The 21,780-nt window shown below is 73.5% G+C and carries 19 protein-coding genes and 1 pseudogene; all 20 read left to right on the top strand.

All coding sequences use genetic code 11. The annotated features are described in order from the left end of the window. Nucleotides 1-248: 248 nt before the first annotated feature. The 20 genes and pseudogenes from rsmD to ABT299_RS20260 all read left to right on the top strand — a co-directional run bounded on the left by rsmD (nucleotide 249) and on the right by ABT299_RS20260 (nucleotide 21,762). Nucleotides 249-815, top strand: coding sequence for a 16S rRNA (guanine(966)-N(2))-methyltransferase RsmD (gene rsmD / locus ABT299_RS20355; protein WP_190859708.1), 567 nt, complete (start codon nucleotides 249-251; stop codon nucleotides 813-815). 85 nt (nucleotides 816-900) lie between these two features. After that, nucleotides 901-2,355, top strand: a complete 1,455-nt coding sequence (locus ABT299_RS20350) for a penicillin-binding transpeptidase domain-containing protein (RefSeq protein WP_500251683.1) — start codon at nucleotides 901-903, stop codon at nucleotides 2,353-2,355. Between the two features lie 131 nt (nucleotides 2,356-2,486). Continuing rightward, on the top strand, nucleotides 2,487-2,969 hold the full coding sequence (gene coaD, locus ABT299_RS20345) for a pantetheine-phosphate adenylyltransferase (protein ID WP_190859712.1): 483 nt from the start codon (nucleotides 2,487-2,489) through the stop codon (nucleotides 2,967-2,969). Nucleotides 2,970-3,099: 130 nt separating this feature from the next. Further along, entirely contained in the window at nucleotides 3,100-3,741 is a 642-nt protein-coding gene (locus ABT299_RS20340) for a YceD family protein (protein WP_190859715.1), read from the top strand. A 1-nt stretch (nucleotide 3,742) separates the two neighbouring features. Then, nucleotides 3,743-3,922, top strand: coding sequence for a 50S ribosomal protein L32 (rpmF, locus tag ABT299_RS20335; protein ID WP_151545395.1), 180 nt, complete (start codon nucleotides 3,743-3,745; stop codon nucleotides 3,920-3,922). Nucleotides 3,923-4,278: 356 nt separating this feature from the next. Continuing rightward, nucleotides 4,279-4,932: pseudogene (rnc, locus tag ABT299_RS20330) on the top strand (ribonuclease III); the annotation flags it as partial. Between the two features lie 136 nt (nucleotides 4,933-5,068). After that, nucleotides 5,069-5,962, top strand: coding sequence for a bifunctional DNA-formamidopyrimidine glycosylase/DNA-(apurinic or apyrimidinic site) lyase (gene mutM / locus ABT299_RS20325; protein ID WP_190859717.1), 894 nt, complete (start codon nucleotides 5,069-5,071; stop codon nucleotides 5,960-5,962). A gap of 40 nt (nucleotides 5,963-6,002) precedes the next feature. Next, nucleotides 6,003-6,329: an acylphosphatase gene (locus tag ABT299_RS20320; protein ID WP_190859719.1), complete on the top strand. Its 327-nt coding sequence runs from the start codon at nucleotides 6,003-6,005 to the stop codon at nucleotides 6,327-6,329. Nucleotides 6,330-6,507: 178 nt separating this feature from the next. After that, complete coding sequence (locus tag ABT299_RS20315) at nucleotides 6,508-6,705, top strand: hypothetical protein (protein WP_021598747.1); 198 nt, start codon at nucleotides 6,508-6,510, stop codon at nucleotides 6,703-6,705. A gap of 317 nt (nucleotides 6,706-7,022) precedes the next feature. Further along, nucleotides 7,023-10,691, top strand: a complete 3,669-nt coding sequence (gene smc, locus ABT299_RS20310; protein WP_387027311.1) for a chromosome segregation protein SMC — start codon at nucleotides 7,023-7,025, stop codon at nucleotides 10,689-10,691. Nucleotides 10,692-10,994: 303 nt separating this feature from the next. Further along, nucleotides 10,995-11,402 (top strand): globin domain-containing protein, encoded by a 408-nt coding sequence (locus ABT299_RS20305; protein ID WP_387027313.1) that lies wholly within the window; start codon nucleotides 10,995-10,997, stop codon nucleotides 11,400-11,402. 7 nt (nucleotides 11,403-11,409) lie between these two features. Next, nucleotides 11,410-12,594 (top strand): globin domain-containing protein, encoded by a 1,185-nt coding sequence (locus ABT299_RS20300; protein WP_500251682.1) that lies wholly within the window; start codon nucleotides 11,410-11,412, stop codon nucleotides 12,592-12,594. A 5-nt stretch (nucleotides 12,595-12,599) separates the two neighbouring features. Continuing rightward, nucleotides 12,600-13,289, top strand: a complete 690-nt coding sequence (locus ABT299_RS20295) for a DivIVA domain-containing protein (protein ID WP_433139691.1) — start codon at nucleotides 12,600-12,602, stop codon at nucleotides 13,287-13,289. A 99-nt stretch (nucleotides 13,290-13,388) separates the two neighbouring features. Next, entirely contained in the window at nucleotides 13,389-14,552 is a 1,164-nt protein-coding gene (ftsY, locus tag ABT299_RS20290; protein WP_433139688.1) for a signal recognition particle-docking protein FtsY, read from the top strand. 267 nt (nucleotides 14,553-14,819) lie between these two features. Continuing rightward, entirely contained in the window at nucleotides 14,820-16,163 is a 1,344-nt protein-coding gene (locus ABT299_RS20285) for an ammonium transporter (protein WP_190859731.1), read from the top strand. Beyond that, on the top strand, nucleotides 16,160-16,498 hold the full coding sequence (locus tag ABT299_RS20280) for a P-II family nitrogen regulator (RefSeq protein ID WP_387027320.1): 339 nt from the start codon (nucleotides 16,160-16,162) through the stop codon (nucleotides 16,496-16,498). Before ABT299_RS20285 ends, ABT299_RS20280 begins: the two co-directional genes overlap by 4 nt. Before the next feature lie 7 nt (nucleotides 16,499-16,505). After that, nucleotides 16,506-19,007 (top strand): [protein-PII] uridylyltransferase, encoded by a 2,502-nt coding sequence (locus tag ABT299_RS20275; RefSeq protein ID WP_500251681.1) that lies wholly within the window; start codon nucleotides 16,506-16,508, stop codon nucleotides 19,005-19,007. A gap of 125 nt (nucleotides 19,008-19,132) precedes the next feature. After that, nucleotides 19,133-20,713, top strand: coding sequence for a signal recognition particle protein (gene ffh, locus ABT299_RS20270; RefSeq protein WP_500251680.1), 1,581 nt, complete (start codon nucleotides 19,133-19,135; stop codon nucleotides 20,711-20,713). 355 nt (nucleotides 20,714-21,068) lie between these two features. Further along, nucleotides 21,069-21,518, top strand: a complete 450-nt coding sequence (gene rpsP / locus ABT299_RS20265) for a 30S ribosomal protein S16 (RefSeq protein ID WP_190859737.1) — start codon at nucleotides 21,069-21,071, stop codon at nucleotides 21,516-21,518. Between the two features lies 1 nt (nucleotide 21,519). After that, nucleotides 21,520-21,762, top strand: coding sequence for an RNA-binding protein (locus ABT299_RS20260; protein WP_021598307.1), 243 nt, complete (start codon nucleotides 21,520-21,522; stop codon nucleotides 21,760-21,762). Nucleotides 21,763-21,780: the final 18 nt, after the last annotated feature.

Raw genomic sequence — 21,780 nt, 5'->3', positions numbered from 1 at the left:
TTGGTCGCACAACCTGCGAGCACGTTGACACGTCACGTAGTCGAAGTGAACGGCGATCCCCGTATTTGGGGACAGGTTCACAACGGTCCCGGTGGTCGTTTGTGCACCTTCCGCAACGACCCGTGCGGTCGATCGAGTCAGGACGGCCCGTCGGAGCCCGCCGCCCGGAGCCCCGGACCGGCGCCCGGCCCCGCGGCACGGCACCCGCGGCGGCGCGGCAGGGCCCCGGATCCTGCGAAACTGGACGGATGACCAGGGTCATCGCGGGGAGCGCGGGCGGACGGCGGCTGGCCGTCCCGGCCGGACGGGACACCAGGCCGACGAGCGACCGGGCGCGGGAGGGCCTGTTCTCCACCGTGCTGGCCCTGCTCGGCCCGCTGGACGGGCTGCGCGTCGCCGACCTGTACGCGGGGTCCGGCGCGGTGGGCCTGGAGGCGCTGTCGCGGGGCGCGGCGCACGCCCTGCTGGTCGAGTCGCACCCGCGGGCGCTGAAGGTGATCCGGCAGAACGCCGCGGCGCTCGGGCTGCCCGGGGCCGTCCCGATGGGGGAGAAGGTGGAGCGGCTCGCCCGCACCGCGCCGGACGAGCCGTACGACCTGGTCTTCGCCGACCCGCCCTACGCCCTCGCCGACGCCGCCGTCACCGGCCTGCTCGAAGACCTGCGCGACCACGGCTGGACGGCCCCGGACGCGCTGGTCGTCGTCGAGCGGTCCGTCCGGGGCCATAACCTGGTCTGGCCGGACGGGTACGAGGGGGAACGCGACCGGCGCTACGGCGAGGCCGTGTTCTGGTACGGCAGAGCGCTCGGCGGCTGAACGCCCCCTGAACGGCCGCCCAGAGTCACCTGGGAGTCGATGGCGATGACGGATCGGGCGTCATGCGCGGGGTAGGGGCCTGGGCATGAGACCGGGGATCGACCGCGCCTTGGCGGCCACATGGGTCGTCGCGCTGGCGATGACGGTCGCGCTGCTCGCCAACATCACCTACGTTCAGGGCTTCCAGGCGCAGGACCTGCGGGACAGCAGCCTCAACGCGCGCCGCCTGCAGAACCGCAACAAGGTCGAGCGCGGTCCCATCGTCGCCGACGGGCAGCGGCTGGCCTGGTCGGAGCTCACCTCGGACGGCAAGACATACCAGCGGCACTACGCCGACAGCAAGGTCTTCTCGCCCATCACGGGATACTTCTCGCCCTTCACCGAGACCGGGCTCGAAGGCGCGGAGAACCACTTCCTGGACGGCAGCGACTCGCGGCTCGCCACCACGAACCTCGTCGACAAGATCATCGGCAAGCACATCCCCGGCGGCACCGTCGAGGCCACGATCAACGTCAAGGCGCAGCGCGCCGCCTACCAGGCGCTCCAGGCCACCGGCGCGCGCCGCGCGGCGGCCGTCGCCATCGACGCCAAGACGGGCGCCGTCCTGGTGATGGCCTCCACACCGTCCTACGACGCCAACGACGTGTCGGTCCTGAGCGGGGACAAGTCGCAGGCGGCCTTCAACAGGCTGAACTCCGAGCCGCTCAAGCCGCTGCTGAACAAGGCCACCGGCGAGGTGTACCCGCCCGGTTCGACGTTCAAGACGATCGTCGCCTCCAGCGCGCTGAGCGCGGGCAAGAGCGAGGACTCGCAGGTCCGCGCCGGGCGCAGCTACCAGGCGCCGGGCGGCGGGCAGCCGATCAACAACGACGCCGGCGACATCGGCGGCGAGTGCGACCAGAACCCGATCCCGCTCATCGACGCCTACGCCCAGTCCTGCAACACGACGTTCGCCTACATGGGCGCGCAGAACCCCGGCAACGCGGCGGTGCACGACCAGGCGGGCGAGTTCGGCTTCGGCTCCCGGATCAAGATCGCGGACGGGATGTCCGCGGCGCCCAGCGCGTTCCCGGAGACCGGCCAGCCGGTGCTCAGCGCGCTCGGCTCGATCGGCCAGGGCAGCACCGTCGCCACCCCGCTGCAGATGGCGCTGGTCGCCGCGGCGGTGCTGAACGACGGGAAGATCATGCAGCCGTACCTGGTGGACAAGCTGCGGGCCGCGGACGGGTCGGTCGTGCAGCGGGCGGACCAGAAGGTGATGGCGCGTCCGCTGACGTCCGACCAGGCGAGCCAGATGCGGGACCTCATGAAGGCCGTCGTGGCGAAGGGCACCGGCAAGCAGCTGCGGGGCACCTCGGTGGCCGGCGGCAAGACCGGCACCGCCGACGTGGAGAACGAGCCCTACAACGACCGGTGGTTCATCGGCTTCGGGCCCGCCAGCGACCCGAGGTACGCGGTCGCGGTCATGACGGAGAAGAAGGGCTACGGCATCGAGTCCGGCCCGATCGCCGCGAAGATCTTCGACGCGCTCGGCGGCTGACCGGCGGCGACCGGCGGCCGACCTGCGGCCGACCTGCGGCGGGCACCGAGCAGCCCGGGTGAAAGCGGGCCGAACCGGATTTGGTACGTTCGCGCCGCAGGTCAGAAACCGGGACCGAAGGGGTTCGCGCCGTGCGCCGTGTCGTCTGTCCGGGATCGTTCGACCCCGTTACCAACGGGCACCTCGACATCATCAGCCGCGCCTCCCGTCTCTACGACGAGGTGGTCGTGGCCGTCCTGATCAACAAGAACAAGAAGAGCCTGTTCACCGTCGACGAGCGCGCCGACATGATCACGGCCGTGGTCAAGGAGTACGGCAACGTCAAGGTGGACAAGTTCTACGGGCTGACCGTGGACTACTGCAAGGAGCAGGACATCCCGGTGATCGTCCGCGGGCTGCGGGCGGTCAGCGACTACGAGTACGAGCTGCAGATGGCCCAGATGAACCACCGCATCGCGGGCGTGGAGACGCTGTTCATGGCCACCAACCCCGAGTACGCCTTCCTGTCCTCCAGCCTGATGAAGGAGGTCGTGAAGTTCGGCGGCGACATCTCCGGCCTCGTCCCCGACCTCGTGCACGACCGCCTCGTGGAACGGCTGCAGCAGCAGACCTGACCGGCGCCCCGAGCGGAGTCGCCCGCCGCGGCGCCGGCCCGGGCGGCGCTGGTGGGAGGGGCGCGAGTTGGGGCATCGGCCGGTGTTCGGTACCCTGGGACATCGGCCATTACGGCGGCCGCAGTTCGCCATGCCTCACGAAAGCAGGACTCCGCTGACTCGCCTCGATCCCAACGCCCCGCTCGTGCTCGACACCCGAGCTCTCAGCAGGCAACCCGGGTCGTCGCGGGAGATGCGCCTGTCCGTGCCGGCTCCGGAGAACTTCGGCGTCGAGATGGTGGGCGTCCCCGAGGGCGCCGCGATCGAGCTGGACCTCCGGCTCGAGGCGGTGCTGGAAGGGGTGCTCGTCACGGGCACGGCGACCGTCCCCCTGGAGGGGGAGTGCGCCCGCTGCCTGGACCCGATCGCCTCGACCTTCGAGGCGGACTTCCAGGAGCTCTTCGTCTATCCTGACACCCGCTCCGGCGGGAACGCCGACGACGACGAGCTCCGACTCGAGGACGATCTGATCGACCTCGAACCGGTGCTCCGGGACGCGGTGCTGCTCGCGCTGCCGCTCTCGCCGCTGTGCCGGGACGACTGTCCCGGCCTGTGCGCGGAGTGCGGCGCACGGCTGGCGGACGACCCGGACCACCACCATGACGTCGCCGACCCGCGCTGGGCGGCGCTGCAGGACCTCGCCGGCGAACTGTCGCCGGAGCCTCCCGAGGGGGGACGCGGGGACTCCGGTCCCCGTGGATCAGTCGACCAACAAGGAAAGCAGGAGGGCTGACGTGGCCGTCCCGAAGCGGAAGAAGTCGCGCAGCAACACGCGGCACCGGCGCTCGCAGTGGAAGGCCACCGCGCCGACCCTCGTCGAGTGCCCGACGTGCCGTGACAAGAAGCTGCCCCACACCGCGTGCGCGACGTGCGGCACCTACGACCGGCGGCAGGTCATCGCCCCGTCGGCCTGAGCCTTTTCGCATCCCCGGGGGGCGGATCCGCCCGTGCGCGCCGAACGGCGCGGGCGGGCGCCCGCCCCTCGCGGACGCGCGGCAACCCGACCACCCCGGCGCGTGACGTCGGCGTGGTGAGCGGCGCGGACCCTGCGCCCGGAGCCGTGGTGCACGCCGGGATCATCCGAACCGGCGCGCACCTCGTCTTCGCGGACGGCGTCCTTCCGGGGCGACCCGGACGCGTCGTGCTTGCTCGCCGTCGCGGCCTCCCCGGCCGCCGCGCCACAGCGGCGACCGCGCCCTGCGCGGTGCCCGGCCTCCAAGGAGGGCCTGTGAGCAAGAAGTCGTCCGAACCCGCTCCCGACCGCGCGGAACTGAGCGCCGCCCTCGGCGTCGAGGTCACCGCCGACCTGCTCGAGCGGGCGCTGACGCACCGCTCGTACGCCTACGAGAACGGCGGCCTGCCCACCAACGAGCGGCTGGAGTTCCTCGGGGACTCGGTGCTCGGCCTGGTCGTCACCGACACCCTGTTCCGGGGCCACCCGGACCTGCCCGAGGGGCAGCTGGCCAAGCTGCGCGCCGCGGTGGTGAACATGCGGGCGCTGGCGGGCGTCGCGCGCGCCCTCGGCGTCGGCGCGCACATCCGGCTCGGCCGGGGCGAGGAGGGCACCGGAGGCCGCGACAAGGCCTCGATCCTCGCCGACACCCTGGAGGCGCTGATCGGCGCCGTCTACCTGGACCGCGGGCTGGACGAGGCGTCCGCGCTCGTGCACCGGCTCTTCGACGCGCTGATCGCCCGCTCGGCGGGCCTCGGCGCCGGCCTCGACTGGAAGACCTCGCTGCAGGAGCTGACCGCGGTCGAGGAACTGGGCGTCCCCGAGTACCACGTCGCCGAGAGCGGCCCCGACCACCAGAAGACGTTCCGGGCGTCGGTGCGGGTCGGCGGGGCGACCTACGGGTCCGGTGAGGGCCGCAGCAAGAAGGAGGCCGAGCAGCACGCCGCCGAGGCCGCCTGGAACGCGATCCGCGAGATCGTCGTCCAGCGGGAGGCGACCGAGCAGGCCGGGCGAACGGGCCAGGCGGGCGCCGTCGCGGAGCCGGAGAACCGGCCGCAGCCCCAGCCGCAGGCAGGGCCGAAGGGATCGCGCTCGGCCGGGCTCGCCGGTGCCTGAGCTCCCCGAGGTCGAGGTCGTCCGGCGCGGGCTGGAGCGGTGGACGGCAGGCCGGACGATCGCGTCGGCCGAGGTGCTGCACCCGCGGTCGGTCCGCCGCCATGAGGCCGGCCCTGCCGACTTCGCCGGGCGGCTCGCCGCCCGGACCGTGCTCGCCCCGCGCCGCCGCGGCAAGTACATGTGGCTGCCACTGCGCGCCGAGGCGGAGGGCGACCCGGGCGAGGCGCTGCTCGCGCACCTCGGGATGAGCGGGCAGCTGCTCGTCGGCGAGCCGGACCGGGAGCGCGAGAAGCACCTGCGGGTCCGGATGGTGTTCGACGACGGCGGCCACGACCTGCGCTTCGTCGACCAGCGGACGTTCGGCCACCTGATGGTGACCGACCTCGTGCCGGACGCGTTCGACGCCGCCGCGCTCGTCCCCGAGCCGATCGCGCACATCGCCGCCGACCCGCTGGAGGACGCGTTCGACGCGGAGGCGTTCTACCGCGCGCTGCGCCGCCGCAAGACGGGCATCAAGCGGGCGCTGCTCGACCAGTCCCTCATCAGCGGGGTCGGCAACATCTACGCCGACGAGGCGCTGTGGCGGGCGAGGCTGCACTGGGCGCGGCCGACCGAGACGATGACCCGCGCGGAGGCCGCGCGCGTGCTGGAGGCCGCCAGGGAGGTCATGGGCGCCGCCCTGGCCGTCGGCGGCACCTCGTTCGACAGCCTCTACGTCAACGTCAACGGTGAGAGCGGCTACTTCGAGCGGTCCCTGGAGGCGTACGGGCGCCGCGGCGAGCCGTGCGGCCGCTGCGGGACGCCGATCCGCCGCGACGAGTTCATGAACCGCTCGTCCTACAGTTGCCCGGTGTGCCAGCCCAAGCCCCGCCGAGCGCGGTATTAGGCTTCCCAGGTTCGGGAAAGAGGGGGCCGGGAAGGGCGCGATGGGGGACGTGGAGCAGGAGACGGTGCGGCTGACCGCGTGGGTGCGGGGCCGGGTGCAGGGCGTGGGCTTCCGCTGGTGGGTGCGGGCGCGCGCGCTGGAACTGGGCCTGGTCGGCAGCGCGACGAACCTGAGCGACGGCCGCGTGGAGGTCGTGGCGGAGGGGACCCGCGAGGACTGCGAGCGGCTGCTGGAGCTGCTGGAGGCCGATCCGCTCGACGGCCCGCCGCAGGTCGCGGGCCCGCCGGACCGGCCGGGGAAGGTGACCGGCGTGACGCGGCGGTGGAGCGAGCCGCGCGGCGAGGCCGCCGGTTTCCTGGAACGGTGACCGGGTAGGGGGTTCCGGTTTTTACCTGCTAAACTAGTAGAGGAAGGTTGTTACCGGCCTGTGATGTGCGTCTTGACCAGGACACCGGCCGGTGCGACTCTAGACGATACGCGCACCGACTTCAGATGCTTCTCGTGCGCGATCCCTGCTGGTTACTCAGCGTGGAGGACCCTTAGTCATGGCGAAGGCTCTACTCGGCCACGTCGGCGGTCCCGACCCCCGGATGGTCGCGGAGATGCGGCGCCTGCAGCAGCGCGTACGGGACCTGGAAGCCGAGCTCGTACGGCTCCAGGCGGAGAACGACGCGCTTGCGACGGCGACCGACGACGACGTGATGTCGCTCGCGGTGAAGGATCGTGAGCCGGCGCTGACCTGATCGGCGCCTTTTTCTCGAAGTGGACAGGGGACGCCGTCATCAGGCGTCCCTTCTGTTTTGCCCATGCCACCCGGTGACGGGCGTCACGGCGTGCCGCCGGGCGGTCGGACTCCGGTCAAACCTTCGTAGGGTTTTGGTCTGACCGAGTTCGGGGCCTTTGCGGCCATTCGCCGTATTAACGGGCCTACGTCCGGCGTTCCGGGCCGTGCCCCGAATCCGCCTCCCATCCGTGCGGGTGCCGTGCTCGCACCGCCCGCGGCCGGTATCGTTCGTTCGGATTCCCGGAGCCGGCAGCGCAGGAGGAGGACGGCGGGCGCGTGTACCTGAAGACCCTGACGCTGCGCGGCTTCAAGTCCTTCGCGTCCTCCACGACGCTGAAGTTCGAGCCGGGCATCACCGCCGTCGTCGGCCCCAACGGGTCGGGCAAGTCCAACGTGGTGGACGCGCTGGCCTGGGTGATGGGCGAGCAGGGCGCCAAGTCGCTGCGCGGCGGCAAGATGGAGGACGTCATCTTCGCCGGCACGGCGAACCGGGCGCCGCTCGGCCGCGCCGAGGTCGTGCTGACGATCGACAACGCCGACGGGGCGCTGCCGATCGACTACACCGAGGTCACCATCAGCCGGCTGATGTTCCGGTCCGGGTCCAGCGAGTACGCCATCAACGGCGACTCGTGCCGGCTGCTGGACATCCAGGAGCTGCTGTCGGACTCCGGCATCGGCCGCGAGATGCACGTCATCATCGGGCAGGGGCAGCTCGACCGCGTCCTGCACTCCGGCCCGGAGGGCCGCCGCGCGGTGATCGAGGAGGCCGCCGGCGTCCTCAAGCACCGCAAGCGCAAGGAGAAGGCGCTGCGGAAGCTGGACGCGATGCAGGCGAACCTCACCCGCGTCCAGGACCTCACCACCGAGCTGCGCCGCCAGCTCAAGCCGCTCGGCAAGCAGGCCGAGATCGCCCGCCGCGCCGCCGTCATCCAGGCCGACCTGCGCGACGCCCGGCTGCGGCTGCTCGCCGACGACCTGGTCACGCTGCGCACCAAGCTGGAGCAGGAGGCCGCCGACGAGGCGGCGATCCGGGAGCGCCGCACCGAGACCGAGCGCGCCCTCGCCGAGGCGCAGGAGCGCGAGGCGGTCCTGGAGGCCGAGGAGGCCGAGCAGGCGCCCAAGCTCGCGCAGGTGCAGGACACCTGGTTCCGGCTGTCGGCGCTGAAGGAGCGGCTGCGCGGCGTCGCCGACCTCGCCGCCGAGCGGAACCGCAACGCCTCCGAAGCCCGCGAGGAGGAGCGCCGCGGGCGCGACCCCGAGGACATGGAGCGCGAGGCCGCCGAGATCCGCGAGCAGGAGGAGATGCTCCGCGCCGCGCTCGACGAGGCGCAGGACGGGCTGGCCGACGCGGTCGAGCAGCGCACCGGGGCCGAGGAGGCGCTCGCCGCCGAGGAGCGCCGGCTGCAGGCCGCCGCCCGCGCCGCCGCCGACCGCCGCGAGGAGCTGGCGCGGCTGCGCGGCCGCGTCGAGGCGCTGCGCAGCAAGGCGCAGGCGGGCCGCTCGGAGATCGGCCGGCTCGCGGACGCCCGGGCCGAGGCCGAGCAGCGCGCCGAGACCGCGCAGGCCGAGTTCGAGGCCTTCGAGGCCGAGGTCGTCGAGGACCCGGCGCTCGCCGCCGAGCACGAGATGGCGCAGGAGGCGCTCGCCACCGCGAAGGACGCCGCCGAGGCCGCCCGCGCCGCCGTCGACGAGCCGCGCCGCGCGCTGAAGGAGGCGCGCTCCGCCGTCGCAGCCGCGCGGACCGCCGACCAGGCCGCGCAGAAGAAGGTCACCGCGCTGCAGGCGCGGATCGAGGCGCTGAACCTGACCCTCGCCAGCGCCGCCGACGGCGGCGAGGCGCTGCTCGCGGCCGGCGCCGACGGGTCGGTCGACGGCGTGCTCGGCACGGTCGCCTCGCTGCTGACCGTCCGCCCGGGCTACGAGACGGCGGTGGCCGCCGCGCTGGGCGACGCCGCGCAGGCCATCGCGGTCGGGTCGCTCGACACCGCCGAGGCGGCGCTGACGCTGCTGCGGTCCCGCGACGCGGGCCGCGCCGGCCTGCTCGTCGGCGGGGGAGACCCCGACCGGTCCGAACGCGTGCCCGGCGTCGACTACGCGGCCGACGCGGTGACCGTGCCCGGCGCGGTGCGTCCCGCGCTGGAGCACCTGCTGCGCGGCGTCGCCGTCGTCGACGACGTCCCCGCCGCCGCCGCGCTCGTCCGCCGCGAGCCCGCGCTGCGCGCCGTCACCCGCGACGGCGACCTCGTCGGCGCGCACTGGGCGCAGGGCGGCGCCGCCGGAGGCGGGCAGAGCCTGCTGCAGATGCGCGCCGCCCTCGACCAGGCCACCGAGGACCTCGCCGCGGCCGAGACCGCCGCCGCGGCCGCCGCGGAGGGGCTCACCGCGTCGGCGGAGGCCGAGCAGTCCGCGCAAGCGGCGCTGGACGCGGCGCAGGCCGCCGCGAACCAGGCCCAGACCGGGGTGAACCAGGCGCAGTCCGACCTCGACCGGGTCCGCGCGCGGCTCCGCGAGTTCGACGCGCAGGCCGCGCAGGAGGCCAAGCGCGCCGCCCGGCTGGAGGCCGACGTCCGTGCCGCGCGCGGCGAGGCCGAACGGCTCACCAAGGCCCTCGACGCGGCGAACGAGTCGCTGGAGCGCGACACCGAGGCCGCCGAGGAGCTGGCGCTGCGGCTCGCCGAGTCGGAGGAGGCCGCCGAGGTCGCCGACGAGGCCGGGCACGACACCGACGCCCGCGACGAGCTCGCCGAGCGCTGCCGGGTGCTGCGCTCGTCGGAGATGGAGGCGCGGCTGGCCGTCCGCACCGCCGAGGAGCGCGTCCAGGCCATCACCGGCCGCGCCGACGCGCTGGAGCGCGGCGCCCGCCGCGAGCGCGAGGAGCGCGCCCGCGCCGCCGAGCGCCGCGCCCGCCGCGAGCTCCAGGCGAGGACCGCCAAGGCCGTCCTCAAGGGCGCGCGCACCGCGCTGGACCGGATCGAGCTGTCGCTGGCCGCGGCCGTCCGCCGGCGGGAGGCCGCCGAGCAGGCCAAGGCGGCCCGCGAGGCCGAGCTGAAGGTCGTCCGCACCCAGGTCCGGGAGCTGTCGGGCACGCTGGAGCGGCTCGTCAACGTCGTGCACGGCAACGAGGTCGCGCGCGCCGAGCAGCGGCTCCGCCTCGAACAGCTGGAGCAGCGCGCGCTGGAGGAGTTCGGCCTGGAGACCGAGTCCCTCGTCAACGAGTACGGTCCCGACCAGCCCGTCCCGCCCGACCCCGACCAGGGCGAGGACGCGCGGCCCGCCCCGTACGTGCGGGCCGTCCAGGAGAAGCGCGCCAAGGCCGCCGAGCGCCAGCTCAACCAGCTCGGCAAGGTCAACCCGCTCGCGCTGGAGGAGTTCGCGGCGCTGGAGGAGCGGCACGCGTTCCTCACCTCGCAGCTCGACGACCTGAAGAAGACGCAGCGGGAGCTGCTCGCCCTGGTCAAGGAGGTCGACGACCGGGTGCAGCAGGTGTTCGCCGCCGCCTACGACGACACGGCCCGCGAGTTCGAGCGGATCTTCGCGCGGCTGTTCCCCGGCGGCGAGGGCAGCCTGTCGCTCACCGAGCCGGAGGACATGCTCGCCACCGGCGTCGAGGTCGCGGCGCGCCCGCCCGGCAAGAAGGTGAAGCGGCTGTCGCTGCTGTCGGGCGGCGAGCGGTCGCTGGTGGCGATCGCGTTCCTGGTCGCGGTGTTCAAGGCCCGGCCGTCGCCGTTCTACGTGCTCGACGAGGTCGAGGCCGCGCTGGACGACACCAACACCCAGCGGCTGATCACCGTGTTCGAGGAGCTGCGCGAGTCGTCCCAGCTCATCGTGATCACCCACCAGAAGCGCACCATGGAGGGCGCCGATGCCCTCTACGGCGTCAGCATGCGCGGCGACGGCGTCACCCAGGTCGTGAGCCAGCGGCTCCGCGAGCAGGAACCCGCCTGACCAGTCATTCGCCCGCGAAATTGGACCATTCCAATTGGTCTATCGGTGTAGACCGCCGTCTCGTTGCGTGGACGTTCCGGATGTTCACCCGAAATATTTCGCGTCCGAATAGCGCATTGCCGTCGCCGCATTTTCCCCGGTGACGGGTGAATGGTGCCGGCGGTGTGCACCGACCGTGATCCCGCGGCGACGCTGACGGGCTTGTGCCCGCCCGGTGGTTCCACTAGTCATGTGCCCCGTGGTTCTCCGGCTCCCCTCCCGGACACCCCGCCCGGGCTCGGCGAACCGCTGGAGAGGACACCCGTGGACCCGCAGAAACTCAAGGACAATTTCGCGCAGGTGGGAGCGAACGGCATTGTCGTCGCCGAATATTTCTACGCCGATCTGTTCGCCCGGGAACCGCAGCTCAGAAGCATGTTCCCGGCCGCGATGAGCAAGCAGCACGAGGTGCTGCTCGGCGCGCTGTCGCACATCGTGTCGACGGTCGACGACACCGATACACTCGTCCCGTTCCTTCAGGATCTCGGCCGCCGGCACCACGGATTCGGGGTCGCCGCCGAGCACTACGCCCCCGTCGGCGCCAGCCTGCTGGCGACCCTCGCCCACTTCAGCGGCCCCGACTGGAACGAGGACCTGGAGCGCGACTGGGCCGCCGCCTACGGCCTGGTCGCCCAGGTCATGACGGAGGCCGCCGCCGAGCCCGTCGCCTGACCGCCGCGTGGACGCCCAGCGCCTGAAGGACAACTTCGCCGCCGTCGCCGGGCAGGGCGACGCCGTCGCCCTGTTCTTCTACTCCGACCTGTTCGTGCGCAACCCGCACCTGCGCGACATGTTCCCGATCGGGATGACCGGGCAGCGCGACAAGCTGCTGCGCGCGCTCGGCCAGATCGTCTCCAAGGTCGACGACCTGCCGTCGCTCGTGCCCTTCCTGCAGCAGCTCGGCCGCGACCACCGCCGGTTCGGCATCGTCGCCGAGCACTACCCGCACGTCGGGGCGAGCCTGCTCGCCACGCTCCGGCACTTCTCCGGCCCGGCCTGGAGCGCGGACGTCGAGAGCGACTGGAACGCCGCCTACAGCCTGGTCGCCAAGGTCATGCTGGAGGCCGCCGACGAGGACGCGCTCGCCAGCCCCGCCTGGTGGAACGGCCAGGTCGTCGCGGTGGAGCGGCGCCGCTTCGACATCGCCGTGCTGCGGATCCTGCCGGACCGCCCGCTGCCGTACACGCCGGGGCAGTCCGTCGCGCTGGAGGTGCCGTCGCGGCTGCGGCACTGGCGGTACTACTCGATGGCGAACGCGCCGCGCCCCGACCACACCGTCGACTTCCACGTCCGGCTGGTGGACGGCGGGCCGGTCAGCCCCGTCCTGGTCCGCGCCACCGGCCCCGGCGACCGGGTCCGGATGGGCGCGCCCGTCGGCACGCTCACGCTGGACGAGTCGTCCGGCCGGGACGTGCTGCTCGTCGCGGGCAGCACCGGGCTCGCGCCGCTCAAGGCGATCCTGGAGCAGATCGCCGGCCGTCCCGCGCCGCCGCGCGTGCACCTGTTCTTCGGCGCCCGCGACCGCGACGGCCTGTACGACCTGGAGGACCTGAGCAAGCGCGCCGCCGTGCTGCCGTGGCTGACCGTCGTCCCCGCCGTGTCGGACGAGCCCGCGCCCGACGAGTCCGGCGGGCACGGCTTCTCCGCGCTGCTGGGGTCCGGCGGCGGCCGCGGACCCGGCCCGGAGGGCATCGAGCACGGCGACCTGCCCGACGTGGTGGCCCGGCGCGGCCCCTGGCCCGGCCACGACGCCTACGTGTGCGGGCCGGCGGCGATGACGGAGACCGCCGTCGACCGGCTCATCGCGGCGGGCGTCGCGCGCGACCGCATCCGCCTGGAAACCTTCGCCGACGCACAGAGGTGACCGCAGTGAACTCCCCGAACCTCCCCGTCGTGCCCGACGGCACCCGGCTGACCCCCGGCGAACTGCAGTCGGTGGTGTTCGCGCGGGCCGCCCTCGGCCGCCGCGGCTACGACGAGGACCAGGTCCGCGGCTTCCTGCAGTACGTCGAGCGGGAACTCGTCCAGATCCTCAACCAGAAGGCCGCGCTGGGCGAGGAGGTGAACCGGCTGCGCGCCCAGGCGGGCCGCGGCGCGGGCGGCGTCATGGCCCCCGAGGACGCGCACTTCCAGGCCGTCCGGATCCTCTCGCAGGCCCAGCAGACCGCCGACCTGTACGTCGCGGACGCCGAGCGCTACACCCGCGAGCTGGCGCACGAGGCCCGGCTGCACCGCGAGGCGATCCTGTCCGACGCGAAGGGCCGCGCCGAGCAGATGCTGGAGGACGCGCACCGCAAGGCCGCCGAGGTCGCCGACGCCGCGGTCCGGTCGGTGCCGCCGCCCGCCGCGACGGCGCCGCCCGGACCGGCCGCCCCTGCCGACGAAGGGCGGCGGCACGAGCTGGAGCGCGAGATCGCCTACCTGCGCACCTACAGCGAGGTCTACCGCACCCATCTGCGCTCCTACCTGGAGGCCCTGCTGCGCAACGTCGACGAGTGGGAGAGCTCCGAACGGGCATCGGTACCGGGGGAGACCCCGGGGCCGCCGCTCCGGGGCTGATCGGCACGCCCGCCGGGGGCGTGCCGTTCAGGTGCGGGGCGGGCGCGTGATCGGCGGTGGTTAGGTCCAGCGCCGCCGGTCTGGAAAACTGGGGACGCTATGGAATATGTGATCGTCATCGTCGCGCTGTGCGCGGTCGCGCTGATCGTCGGCGGGGTCACGCTGCTGCGCCGCCCGGTCCGCCGCCGCCGTCCGCCGGTCCCGCCCGCCGAGCGGCCGCCCGCCGAGCAGCACGGCGCGACCGCCGTCGACGAGGCGGAGGCCGCGGCCCCCACCATCGAGCGGGCGCCGCCCACCGAGGCCCCGGCCCCGCCGCCCACCGTCGAGATCGAGCGGCCGCCCCCCGGCGCGGGACGGCTCGTCCGGCTCCGGGCCCGGCTCGCGCGCTCCCAGAACACGTTCGGCAGGACCCTGCTCGGGCTGCTGTCGCGCGACACCCTCGACGACGACGCCTGGGAGGAGATCGAGGACACCCTCATCACCGCCGACATGGGCGCCGCCGTCGCCCGCCAGGTCACCGACGACCTGCGGACCCGGGTGCAGGTGCTCGGCACCCGCAGCCCGGAGGAGGTCCGCGCGCTGCTGAAGGAGGAGCTGGTCAAGCAGATCGGCGCCGACCTGGACCGCTCGCTGCGCACCGAGTCGCACGGCGACCGGCCCGCGGTGCTGATGGTCGTCGGCGTCAACGGCACCGGCAAGACCACCACCTGCGGCAAGCTCGGCCGCGTCCTGGTCGGTGACGGGAGCACCGTGCTGCTCGGCGCCGCCGACACCTTCCGCGCCGCCGCCGCCGACCAGCTGGAGACGTGGGGCTCGCGGGTCGGCGCGCAGGTCGTCCGCAAGGACGAGGGCGCCGACCCCGCCAGCGTCGCCTTCGACGCGGTCAAGCAGGGCATCGACACCCGGGTCGACGTGGTGATCATCGACACCGCGGGCCGGCTGCACACCAAGACCGGGCTGATGGACGAGCTCGGCAAGGTCAAGCGGGTCGTGGAGAAGCAGGCCGAGGTGGACGAGGTCCTGCTCGTCCTGGACGCCACGACCGGGCAGAACGGCATGCAGCAGGCCCGCGTGTTCGCGGAGGTCGTCAACATCACCGGCGTGGTGCTGACCAAGCTGGACGGCACCGCCAAGGGCGGCATCGTGGTCCAGGTGCAGCGCGAGCTGGGCGTCCCGGTGAAGCTGGTCGGGCTGGGCGAGGGCCCGGACGACCTCGCCCCGTTCGAGCCGGAGGCGTTCGTGGACGCGATCCTCGGCGACTGAACGGCACCGCCGCACGGCGCCCCGTGACCCCTTCCGGTCGCGGGGCGCCGTTCTTTCCGGGCGCCGTTTCACCTGGACCGGAGCATGACCCGGGGAAAAGAAAACGGTTGCCGACGGGCGGGTAAGGCGGTGAGGGTTCCGAAACAGCCGTGAAACACGCCGCGGCGGGGTTTCACACTCCGGAAACACGGGCGGCGCGCCCGTGAAACGGCCGCCCAGGAATCTCGGGGCATCCACGTTTCCGGTCGAGGAGGGGCACTCTCCGAGATGAAGATCGATACAGGCGCGACCGCCTGGATGCTGGCGGCAGCGGCGCTGGTGCTGCTCATGACACCCGGGCTCGCCTTCTTCTACGGCGGCATGACGCGGGCGAAGAGCGTCCTCAACATGATGATGATGTCGTTCGGCGCCATCATCAGCGTCACCATCCTCTGGGTCCTCTTCGGGCACTCCATCGCCTTCACCGACAACGGTAGTTCGTTCGTCAACAAGTTCATCGGCGGATTCGACGCCGTCGGGCTGAAGGGCGTCGCGACCCAGGTCTCCGAAGGGCTGCTGAAGGACCAGAGCGACAACATCCCGACCATGGTCTTCTCGATGTTCCAGCTGACGTTCGCGATCATCACGGTCGCGCTCATCAGCGGCGCCATCGCGGACCGTGCCAAGTTCGGCGCCTGGATGACGTTCACCGTCGCCTGGGCGACGCTGGTGTACTTCCCCGTCGCGCACTGGGTGTGGGGCACCGGCTGGCTGAACAAGCTCGGCATCGAGGACTTCGCGGGCGGCACCGTCGTGCACGTCAACGCCGGAGCGGCGGGCCTCGCGCTGGCGTTCGTCCTCGGCAAGCGCCGGGGCTGGCCGAAGGAGCCGATGCGGCCGCACAACCTGCCGTTCGTGCTGCTCGGCGTCGGCCTGCTGTGGTTCGGCTGGTTCGGCTTCAACGCCGGGTCGGAGCTCGCCGTCGACGGCACCACCGGCCTCGCGTTCATGAACACCCAGATCGCCACCGCCGTCGCCGCGGGCGCCTGGGCCCTGGTCGAGAAGCTGCGCGACGGCCACGCCACCACCCTCGGCGTCGCGTCCGGCGCCGTCGCCGGCCTCGTCGCGATCACCCCGGCGTGCGGGTTCGTCGACCCGTGGGCGGCGATCGTCCTCGGCGCCATCGCGGGCGTCGTCTGCGCCTACGCGATCGGCCTGAAGTACAAGCTCGGCTACGACGACTCCCTCGACGTCGTCGGCGTCCACCTGGTCGGCGGCGCGATCGGCGCGCTGTCGCTCGGCTTCCTGGCCGCCTACCCGTTCCTGCCGGGCCAGCACAAGGGCCTGTTCTACGGCGGCGGCGCGCACCAGCTGGGCCTGCAGGCGCTCGGCCCCGTCGTGATCGGCCTGTACTCGTTCGTCATGGCCTGGGTCATCGGAAAGATCATCGACATGACGATCGGGTTCCGGATCTCCGCCGACGACGAGGCCGCCGGGATCGACGTCACCGCGCACGCGGAGACGGCGTACGATCTCGCTCCCGCGGGAGGAGGCGCCTCCCGCGCCGCCGTTACCGGCACCGCGGCACCGCGCGCGGTGTCGCCCGACAAGAAGGTGGAGGCCGACGCGTGAAGCTGATCACCGCCGTCATCAAGCCGTTCAAGCTGGACGAGGTCAAGGCGGCGCTGGAGACCTTCGGGGTCAAGGGGATGACCGTCAGCGAGGCCAGCGGCTACGGCCGCCAGAAGGGCCACACCGAGGTCTACCGCGGCGCCGAGTACAAGGTCGACCTCGTGCCCAAGCTGCGCGTCGAGGTGCTCGTGGACGACGAGGACGCCGACGACATCATCGACGTCATCGTCAAGTCGGCGCGCACCGACAAGATCGGCGACGGCAAGGTCTGGGCGGTCCCCGTGGACACCGTGGTCCGCGTGCGGACCGGCGAGACCGGCTCGGAAGCCCTGTAGGAGCGGTGTGACCCTCGTCCATCCTCCGGCCGGAGACCGGGCTCCCGAGGCCGCCCGCGCCGCCCTCGCGGCGGCGCGGGCCGCCCGCGCCGGCGACCTGGACCGCCGCCTCGCGGCCCTGCTCGCCGCCGCCCTCGACGTCCCCGGCCGGTCGGCGCCCCCCGCCACCCCGCCCTCCGGCACCGTGCCCACCGACGCCGGGCCCTCCGACGCCGCGCCCTCCGACGCCGCCCTCTCACGTGCCGCGTCCTCTGGCGCCGCGTCCTCTGGTGCGGCCTCCTCTGGTGCGGCGCCGTTCGCCGTCCGGGCCTCGGCCGCCGCGCCCGGCACGCCGCCCGCCGATGCCCTGCCCTCCGGCGTCGCGCTCGCGGCCGTCGGCAGCCACGGGCGCCGCGAGCTGACCCCCGGCGGGGACCTCGACCTGGTGCTGCTGCACCGCGGGCGCCCCGACATCGCCGAGATCGCCGACCGCCTCTGGTACCCCATCTGGGACTCCGGCCTGCGCCTCGACCACTCCGTCCGCACCGTCGCGGAGGCCAGGACCGTCGCGCGCGCCGACCTGAAGGCGGCGCTCGGGCTGCTGTCGGTCCGCCGCGTCGCCGGCGACCACACCCTCGTGGACGAGCTGCGCGCCGCCGTCCTCGCCGACTGGCGCGCCGACGCCCGCGTCCGGCTCCCGGAACTGGCCGAGCTGTGCCGGGAGCGCTGGGAGAAGCAGGGCGAACTGGCTTTCCTCCTAGAACCCGACCTCAAGGAGGCCCACGGCGGCCTGCGCGACGTCCACGTCATGCGGGCCGTCGCCGCGTCCTGGATCGCCTCCGCGCCCGACGGGCGGGTCATGGCCGCGCACGACCTCCTCCTCGACATCCGGCACGCCCTGCACGAGTCCACCGGGCGCTCCACCGACCGGCTCGTCCTCCAGGAGCAGGAGGCCGTCGCCCGCGCCGTCGGCCTGCCGGACGCCAACATCCTGCTCAGCGCGATCGCCGAGGCCGCCCGCACGGTCACCTACGCCGCCGACCACCTGTGGCGCCGCGTCGCGCGCAGCACCGGGCCGCGCCGCGCGCCCGTCGAGCGCCGGCCGGTGGGGGACGGCGCCGTCGAGCACGACGGCGAGGTCGTCCTGGCCCGCAACGCCGACCTGAGCGACCCCGCGCTGGTCCTGCGCGTCGCGGCCGCCGCCGCCCAGGCGGGCCTCCCGCTCGCCCCCGCGACCGTCGCGCGCCTCGCCGCCGACGCCGCCCTCCCGGACGCCCCGTGGCCCCCGGAGGCCCGCGGCGCGCTGGTCTCGCTGCTCGGCGCCGGACCCGCCGCCATCGGCGTCTGGGAGGCCCTCGACCAGGCCGGCCTGATCGTCCGGCTGCTGCCCGACTGGGAACGCGTCCGCAACCGCCCGCAGCGCAACCCCGTGCACCGCTTCACCGTCGACCGGCACCTCGTCGAGACCGCCGCCGGCGCCGCCGCCCTCACCCGCGAGGTCGCCCGCCCCGACCTGCTGCTGGTCGGCGCGCTGCTGCACGACATCGGCAAGGGCTGGCCCGGCGACCACTCCACGAGCGGCGCCGTCGTCGCGCACGACCTCGGCGCGGCGCTCGGCTTCCCCGACGGCGACGTCCGGGTCCTGGAGACGGTCGTCCGGCACCACCTCCTGCTGCCCGAGACCGCTACCCGCCGCGACCTCGACGACCCCGTCACCGTCGGCACCGTCACCGCCGCCGTCTCCGCCGTCCCCGGCCGCGAACGCGAGATCCTCGAACTCCTCGCCGCCCTCGCCATCGCCGACGGCACCGCCACCGGCCCCGCCGCGTGGGGTGCCTGGAAGGCCAGGCTCGTCGCCGAACTCGCCCGCCGCGCCGCCGCCGCCCTGTCCGGCGGCACCCCGCCGCCCCCGCCCGTCCTCGGACCCGACCGGCTCGCCCTCGCCCGCCACGACGGCGCCGCCGTCCGCGTCATCGGCTCCCGCATCACCATCGCCGCCCCCGACCGGCCAGGGCTGCTCTGGCGCGCCGCCGGCGTCCTCGCCCTGCACCGCCTCGCCGTCCGCACCGCGCACACCGTCTCGTCTCCGGCCACCGACGCCCGAACCGCCGTCCTCGACTTCACCGCCGTCCCCGAGTACGGCGCCCCGCCCGACCCCGCGGCGCTCGAAGCCGACCTGCGCCGCATGCTCGCCGACCGGCTCGACGTCGCCGACCGGCTCGACCGCCGTGCCCGCTCCGTCCGGATCCGGCCCGGCGCCGCCGTCCCGCCCCCGCGCGTCATGATCGTGGAGGACGCCTCCGACACCGCCACCGTCGTCGAGGTCCGCGCGCACGACCGGCCCGGCCTGCTGTGGCGGATCGGCCAGGCCCTCGGCGCCTGCGGCCTGCACATCCGCGCCGCCCAGGTCGACACGCTGGGAGCCGAGGCCGTGGACGTCTTCTACGTCGTGGACGGGGACGGCGCCCCGATCACCGACACCGCCGCGCTCGCGGCGGTCCGCTCCCAGGTCCTGTCCGCGCTCGCCTGACGGGGACGGTGGCGCCGCCTCCTCTGCCGTCCGCAGTCCCGTATCCGGCGACCGGGCGGGGACCGGCCGGTGACCCTATACGCTGATAGGCGATCCCAGAAGCTTTCCAAGGACGGTCCAGACACGTGTTCGAGACGCTCTCCGACCGGTTGACGACGGTCTTCTCGTCGCTGCGCAGCAAGGGCCGGCTCTCCGAGGCCGACATCAACGCGACGGCCCGCGAGATCCGCATCGCGCTGCTCGAGGCAGACGTCGCGCTGCCCGTGGTCAAGGACTTCATCGCGCAGGTCAAGGAGCGGGCCCGCGGCGCGGAGGTCTCGCAGGCGCTGAACCCGGCGCAGCAGGTCGTCAAGATCGTCAACGAGGAGCTCATCAACATCCTCGGCGGCGAGACCCGCCGGATCCGGTTCGCCAAGACCCCGCCGACCGTGATCATGCTCGCCGGCCTTCAGGGCGCGGGCAAGACCACCCTCGCCGGCAAGCTGGCCCGGTGGCTGAAGGCCGAGGGCCACACCCCGATGCTCGTCGCCGCCGACCTGCAGCGCCCGAACGCCGTCCAGCAGCTCCAGGTCGTCGGCGAGCGCGCCGGCGTCGCGGTCTTCGCGCCCGAGCCGGGCAGCGGCGTCGGCGACCCCGTCGACGTCGCCCGCCGCTCCATCGACCAGGCCCGGCACGCCCAGCACGACATCGTCGTCATCGACACCGCCGGCCGCCTCGGCATCGACGCCGAGATGATGCAGCAGGCCATCGACATCCGCGACGCCGTCAAGCCCGACGACGTGCTGTTCGTCGTCGACGCCATGGTCGGCCAGGACGCCGTCAACACCGCCCAGGCGTTCATGGACGGCGTCGGCTTCGACGGGGTCGTGCTCACCAAGCTCGACGGCGACGCCCGCGGCGGCGCCGCGCTGTCGGTCCGGCACATCACCGGCCGTCCGATCATGTTCGCCTCGACGGGCGAGAAGCTGGAGGACTTCAGCGTCTTCCACCCGGACCGGATGGCCGGCCGCATCCTCGACATGGGCGACATCCTCACCCTGATCGAGCAGGCCGAGCAGGCGTTCGACGCCGAGCAGGCCGAGCGGATGAGCAGCAAGTTCGCCTCGGGCGAGGACTTCACCCTCGAGGACTTCCTCGAGCAGATGATGATGATCCGCAAGCTCGGCCCGATCGGCAACCTGCTCGGGATGATGCCCGGCATGGGGCAGGTCCGCGACCAGATCAGCCAGATCGACGACAAGGACCTGGACCGGATCGCCGCGATCATCCGCTCCATGACCCCGCAGGAGCGCGCCCAGCCGAAGATCATCAACGGCTCCCGGCGGGCCCGCATCGCCAAGGGCTCCGGCGTCGGCGTCGGCGAGGTCAACAGCCTCGTCACCCGGTTCTTCGACGCGCAGAAGATGATGCGGCAGATGGCCGGCGGCATGGGCCTGCCCGGCATGCCCGGAGGCCGCCGCAAGGCGGCCAAGGCCGCGAAGGCCGCCAAGAACAAGAAGGGCAAGCAGCGCAGCGGCGACCCGCGCAAGCGCGCCGGCGGCAAGCAGCCCCAGGAGCAGCAGCCGGCGGCCGGCGGCGCGCCGAAGGGACTGCCGCCCGGCCTCGGCGGCCCCGGCGGCGGCCTGCCCCCGGGCCTCGGCGGCCAGCTGCCCCCCGGCTTCCAGATGCCCGACCTCGGCAAGCTCCAGAACCGCAAGAACAAGTGACCGCGCCCGGCGCACCGCCCTGACGGGACGGTGCGCCGGCCCGCGCACACCCCGCCGCCGCCTCCCGAGCGCCCTCCCGCGCACCCCTCGGCGCCGGGCCATCGGAGCGCCCGAAGGGAAGCGCCGCCCAGCTCAGCGGGGCCTTCGGGGCGGCGTCGCGCGACAGGGCAACACGGCTTCCGCCGATTGCGCGTTCACGGCGACGATCTGGCAGAATGACAGGCTGGAAACCCGGACCCGCGAGGCGCCCTCTCTCGTCCTGCGCGGCCGGAGTCCATCGGGCGGCGGTGAGCCGGTGTTCCCCACCTGGCACGGGCCGCCCACCCTGTAATGAAGTCTGGAGTACACCACACCCGTGGCAGTCAAGATCAAGCTCAAGCGTCTGGGGAAGATCCGGAACCCGCAGTACCGGATCGTCGTCGCCGACGCCCGCACCAAGCGTGACGGGCGGGCCATCGAGGAGATCGGGCTCTACCAGCCCAAGCAGGAGCCGTCGCTCATCCAGATCGACTCCGAGCGCGCGCAGTACTGGCTCGGCGTCGGCGCGCAGCCGACCGAGCCCGTGCTCAACCTGCTGAAGATCACCGGCGACTGGCAGAAGTTCAAGGGCGAGCCCGGCGCCGAGGGCACCCTCAAGGTCGCCGAGCCCAAGGCCGACCGGAAGGCCGCCTTCGAGGCCGCCGTCAAGGAGTCGATGGGCGACGACGCCGCCGAGGCCACCGCCGCCCGCGGCAAGAAGAAGGCCGAGCCGAAGAAGTCCGAGGCGAAGGCCACCGAGACCGACGAAGCCAAGAGCGAGGGCTGACGTGCTCGAAGAAGCGCTCGAGCACCTGGTCCGCGGGATCGTGGAGAACCCGGACGACGTCCGGGTCCGCGCCCGCCGGATCAGGGGCGGCCGGGTCCTGGAGGTGCGCGTGCACCCCGAGGACCTCGGCAAGGTCATCGGCCGCAGCGGTCGTACCGCCAAGGCCCTGCGCACCGTCATCAGCGCCCTTTCCGGGGGCCGGTACGTGCGCGTGGACCTGCTCGACGTCAACGAGGTCCGCTGAGTGAGCCCCTGGCATCGC

Source organism: Spirillospora sp. NPDC000708 (assembly GCF_040299565.1).
In the GTDB taxonomy this organism is placed as follows: Bacteria; Actinomycetota; Actinomycetes; order Streptosporangiales; family Streptosporangiaceae; genus Spirillospora.
This window is presented reverse-complemented; position numbering and strand designations above follow the sequence as displayed.

Bases quoted from the DNA above. Each gene is read 5' to 3' on its own strand.
- rsmD (WP_190859708.1), top strand. From the start codon at position 249: ATGACCAGGGTCATCGCGGGGAGCGCGGGCGGACGGCGGCTGGCCGTC.
- ABT299_RS20350 (WP_500251683.1), top strand. From the start codon at position 901: ATGAGACCGGGGATCGACCGCGCCTTGGCGGCCACATGGGTCGTCGCG.
- ABT299_RS20340 (WP_190859715.1), top strand. From the start codon at position 3,100: ATGCCTCACGAAAGCAGGACTCCGCTGACTCGCCTCGATCCCAACGCC.
- ABT299_RS20320 (WP_190859719.1), top strand. From the start codon at position 6,003: ATGGGGGACGTGGAGCAGGAGACGGTGCGGCTGACCGCGTGGGTGCGG.
- ABT299_RS20315 (WP_021598747.1), top strand. From the start codon at position 6,508: ATGGCGAAGGCTCTACTCGGCCACGTCGGCGGTCCCGACCCCCGGATG.
- ftsY (WP_433139688.1), top strand. From the start codon at position 13,389: ATGGAATATGTGATCGTCATCGTCGCGCTGTGCGCGGTCGCGCTGATC.
- ABT299_RS20285 (WP_190859731.1), top strand. From the start codon at position 14,820: ATGAAGATCGATACAGGCGCGACCGCCTGGATGCTGGCGGCAGCGGCG.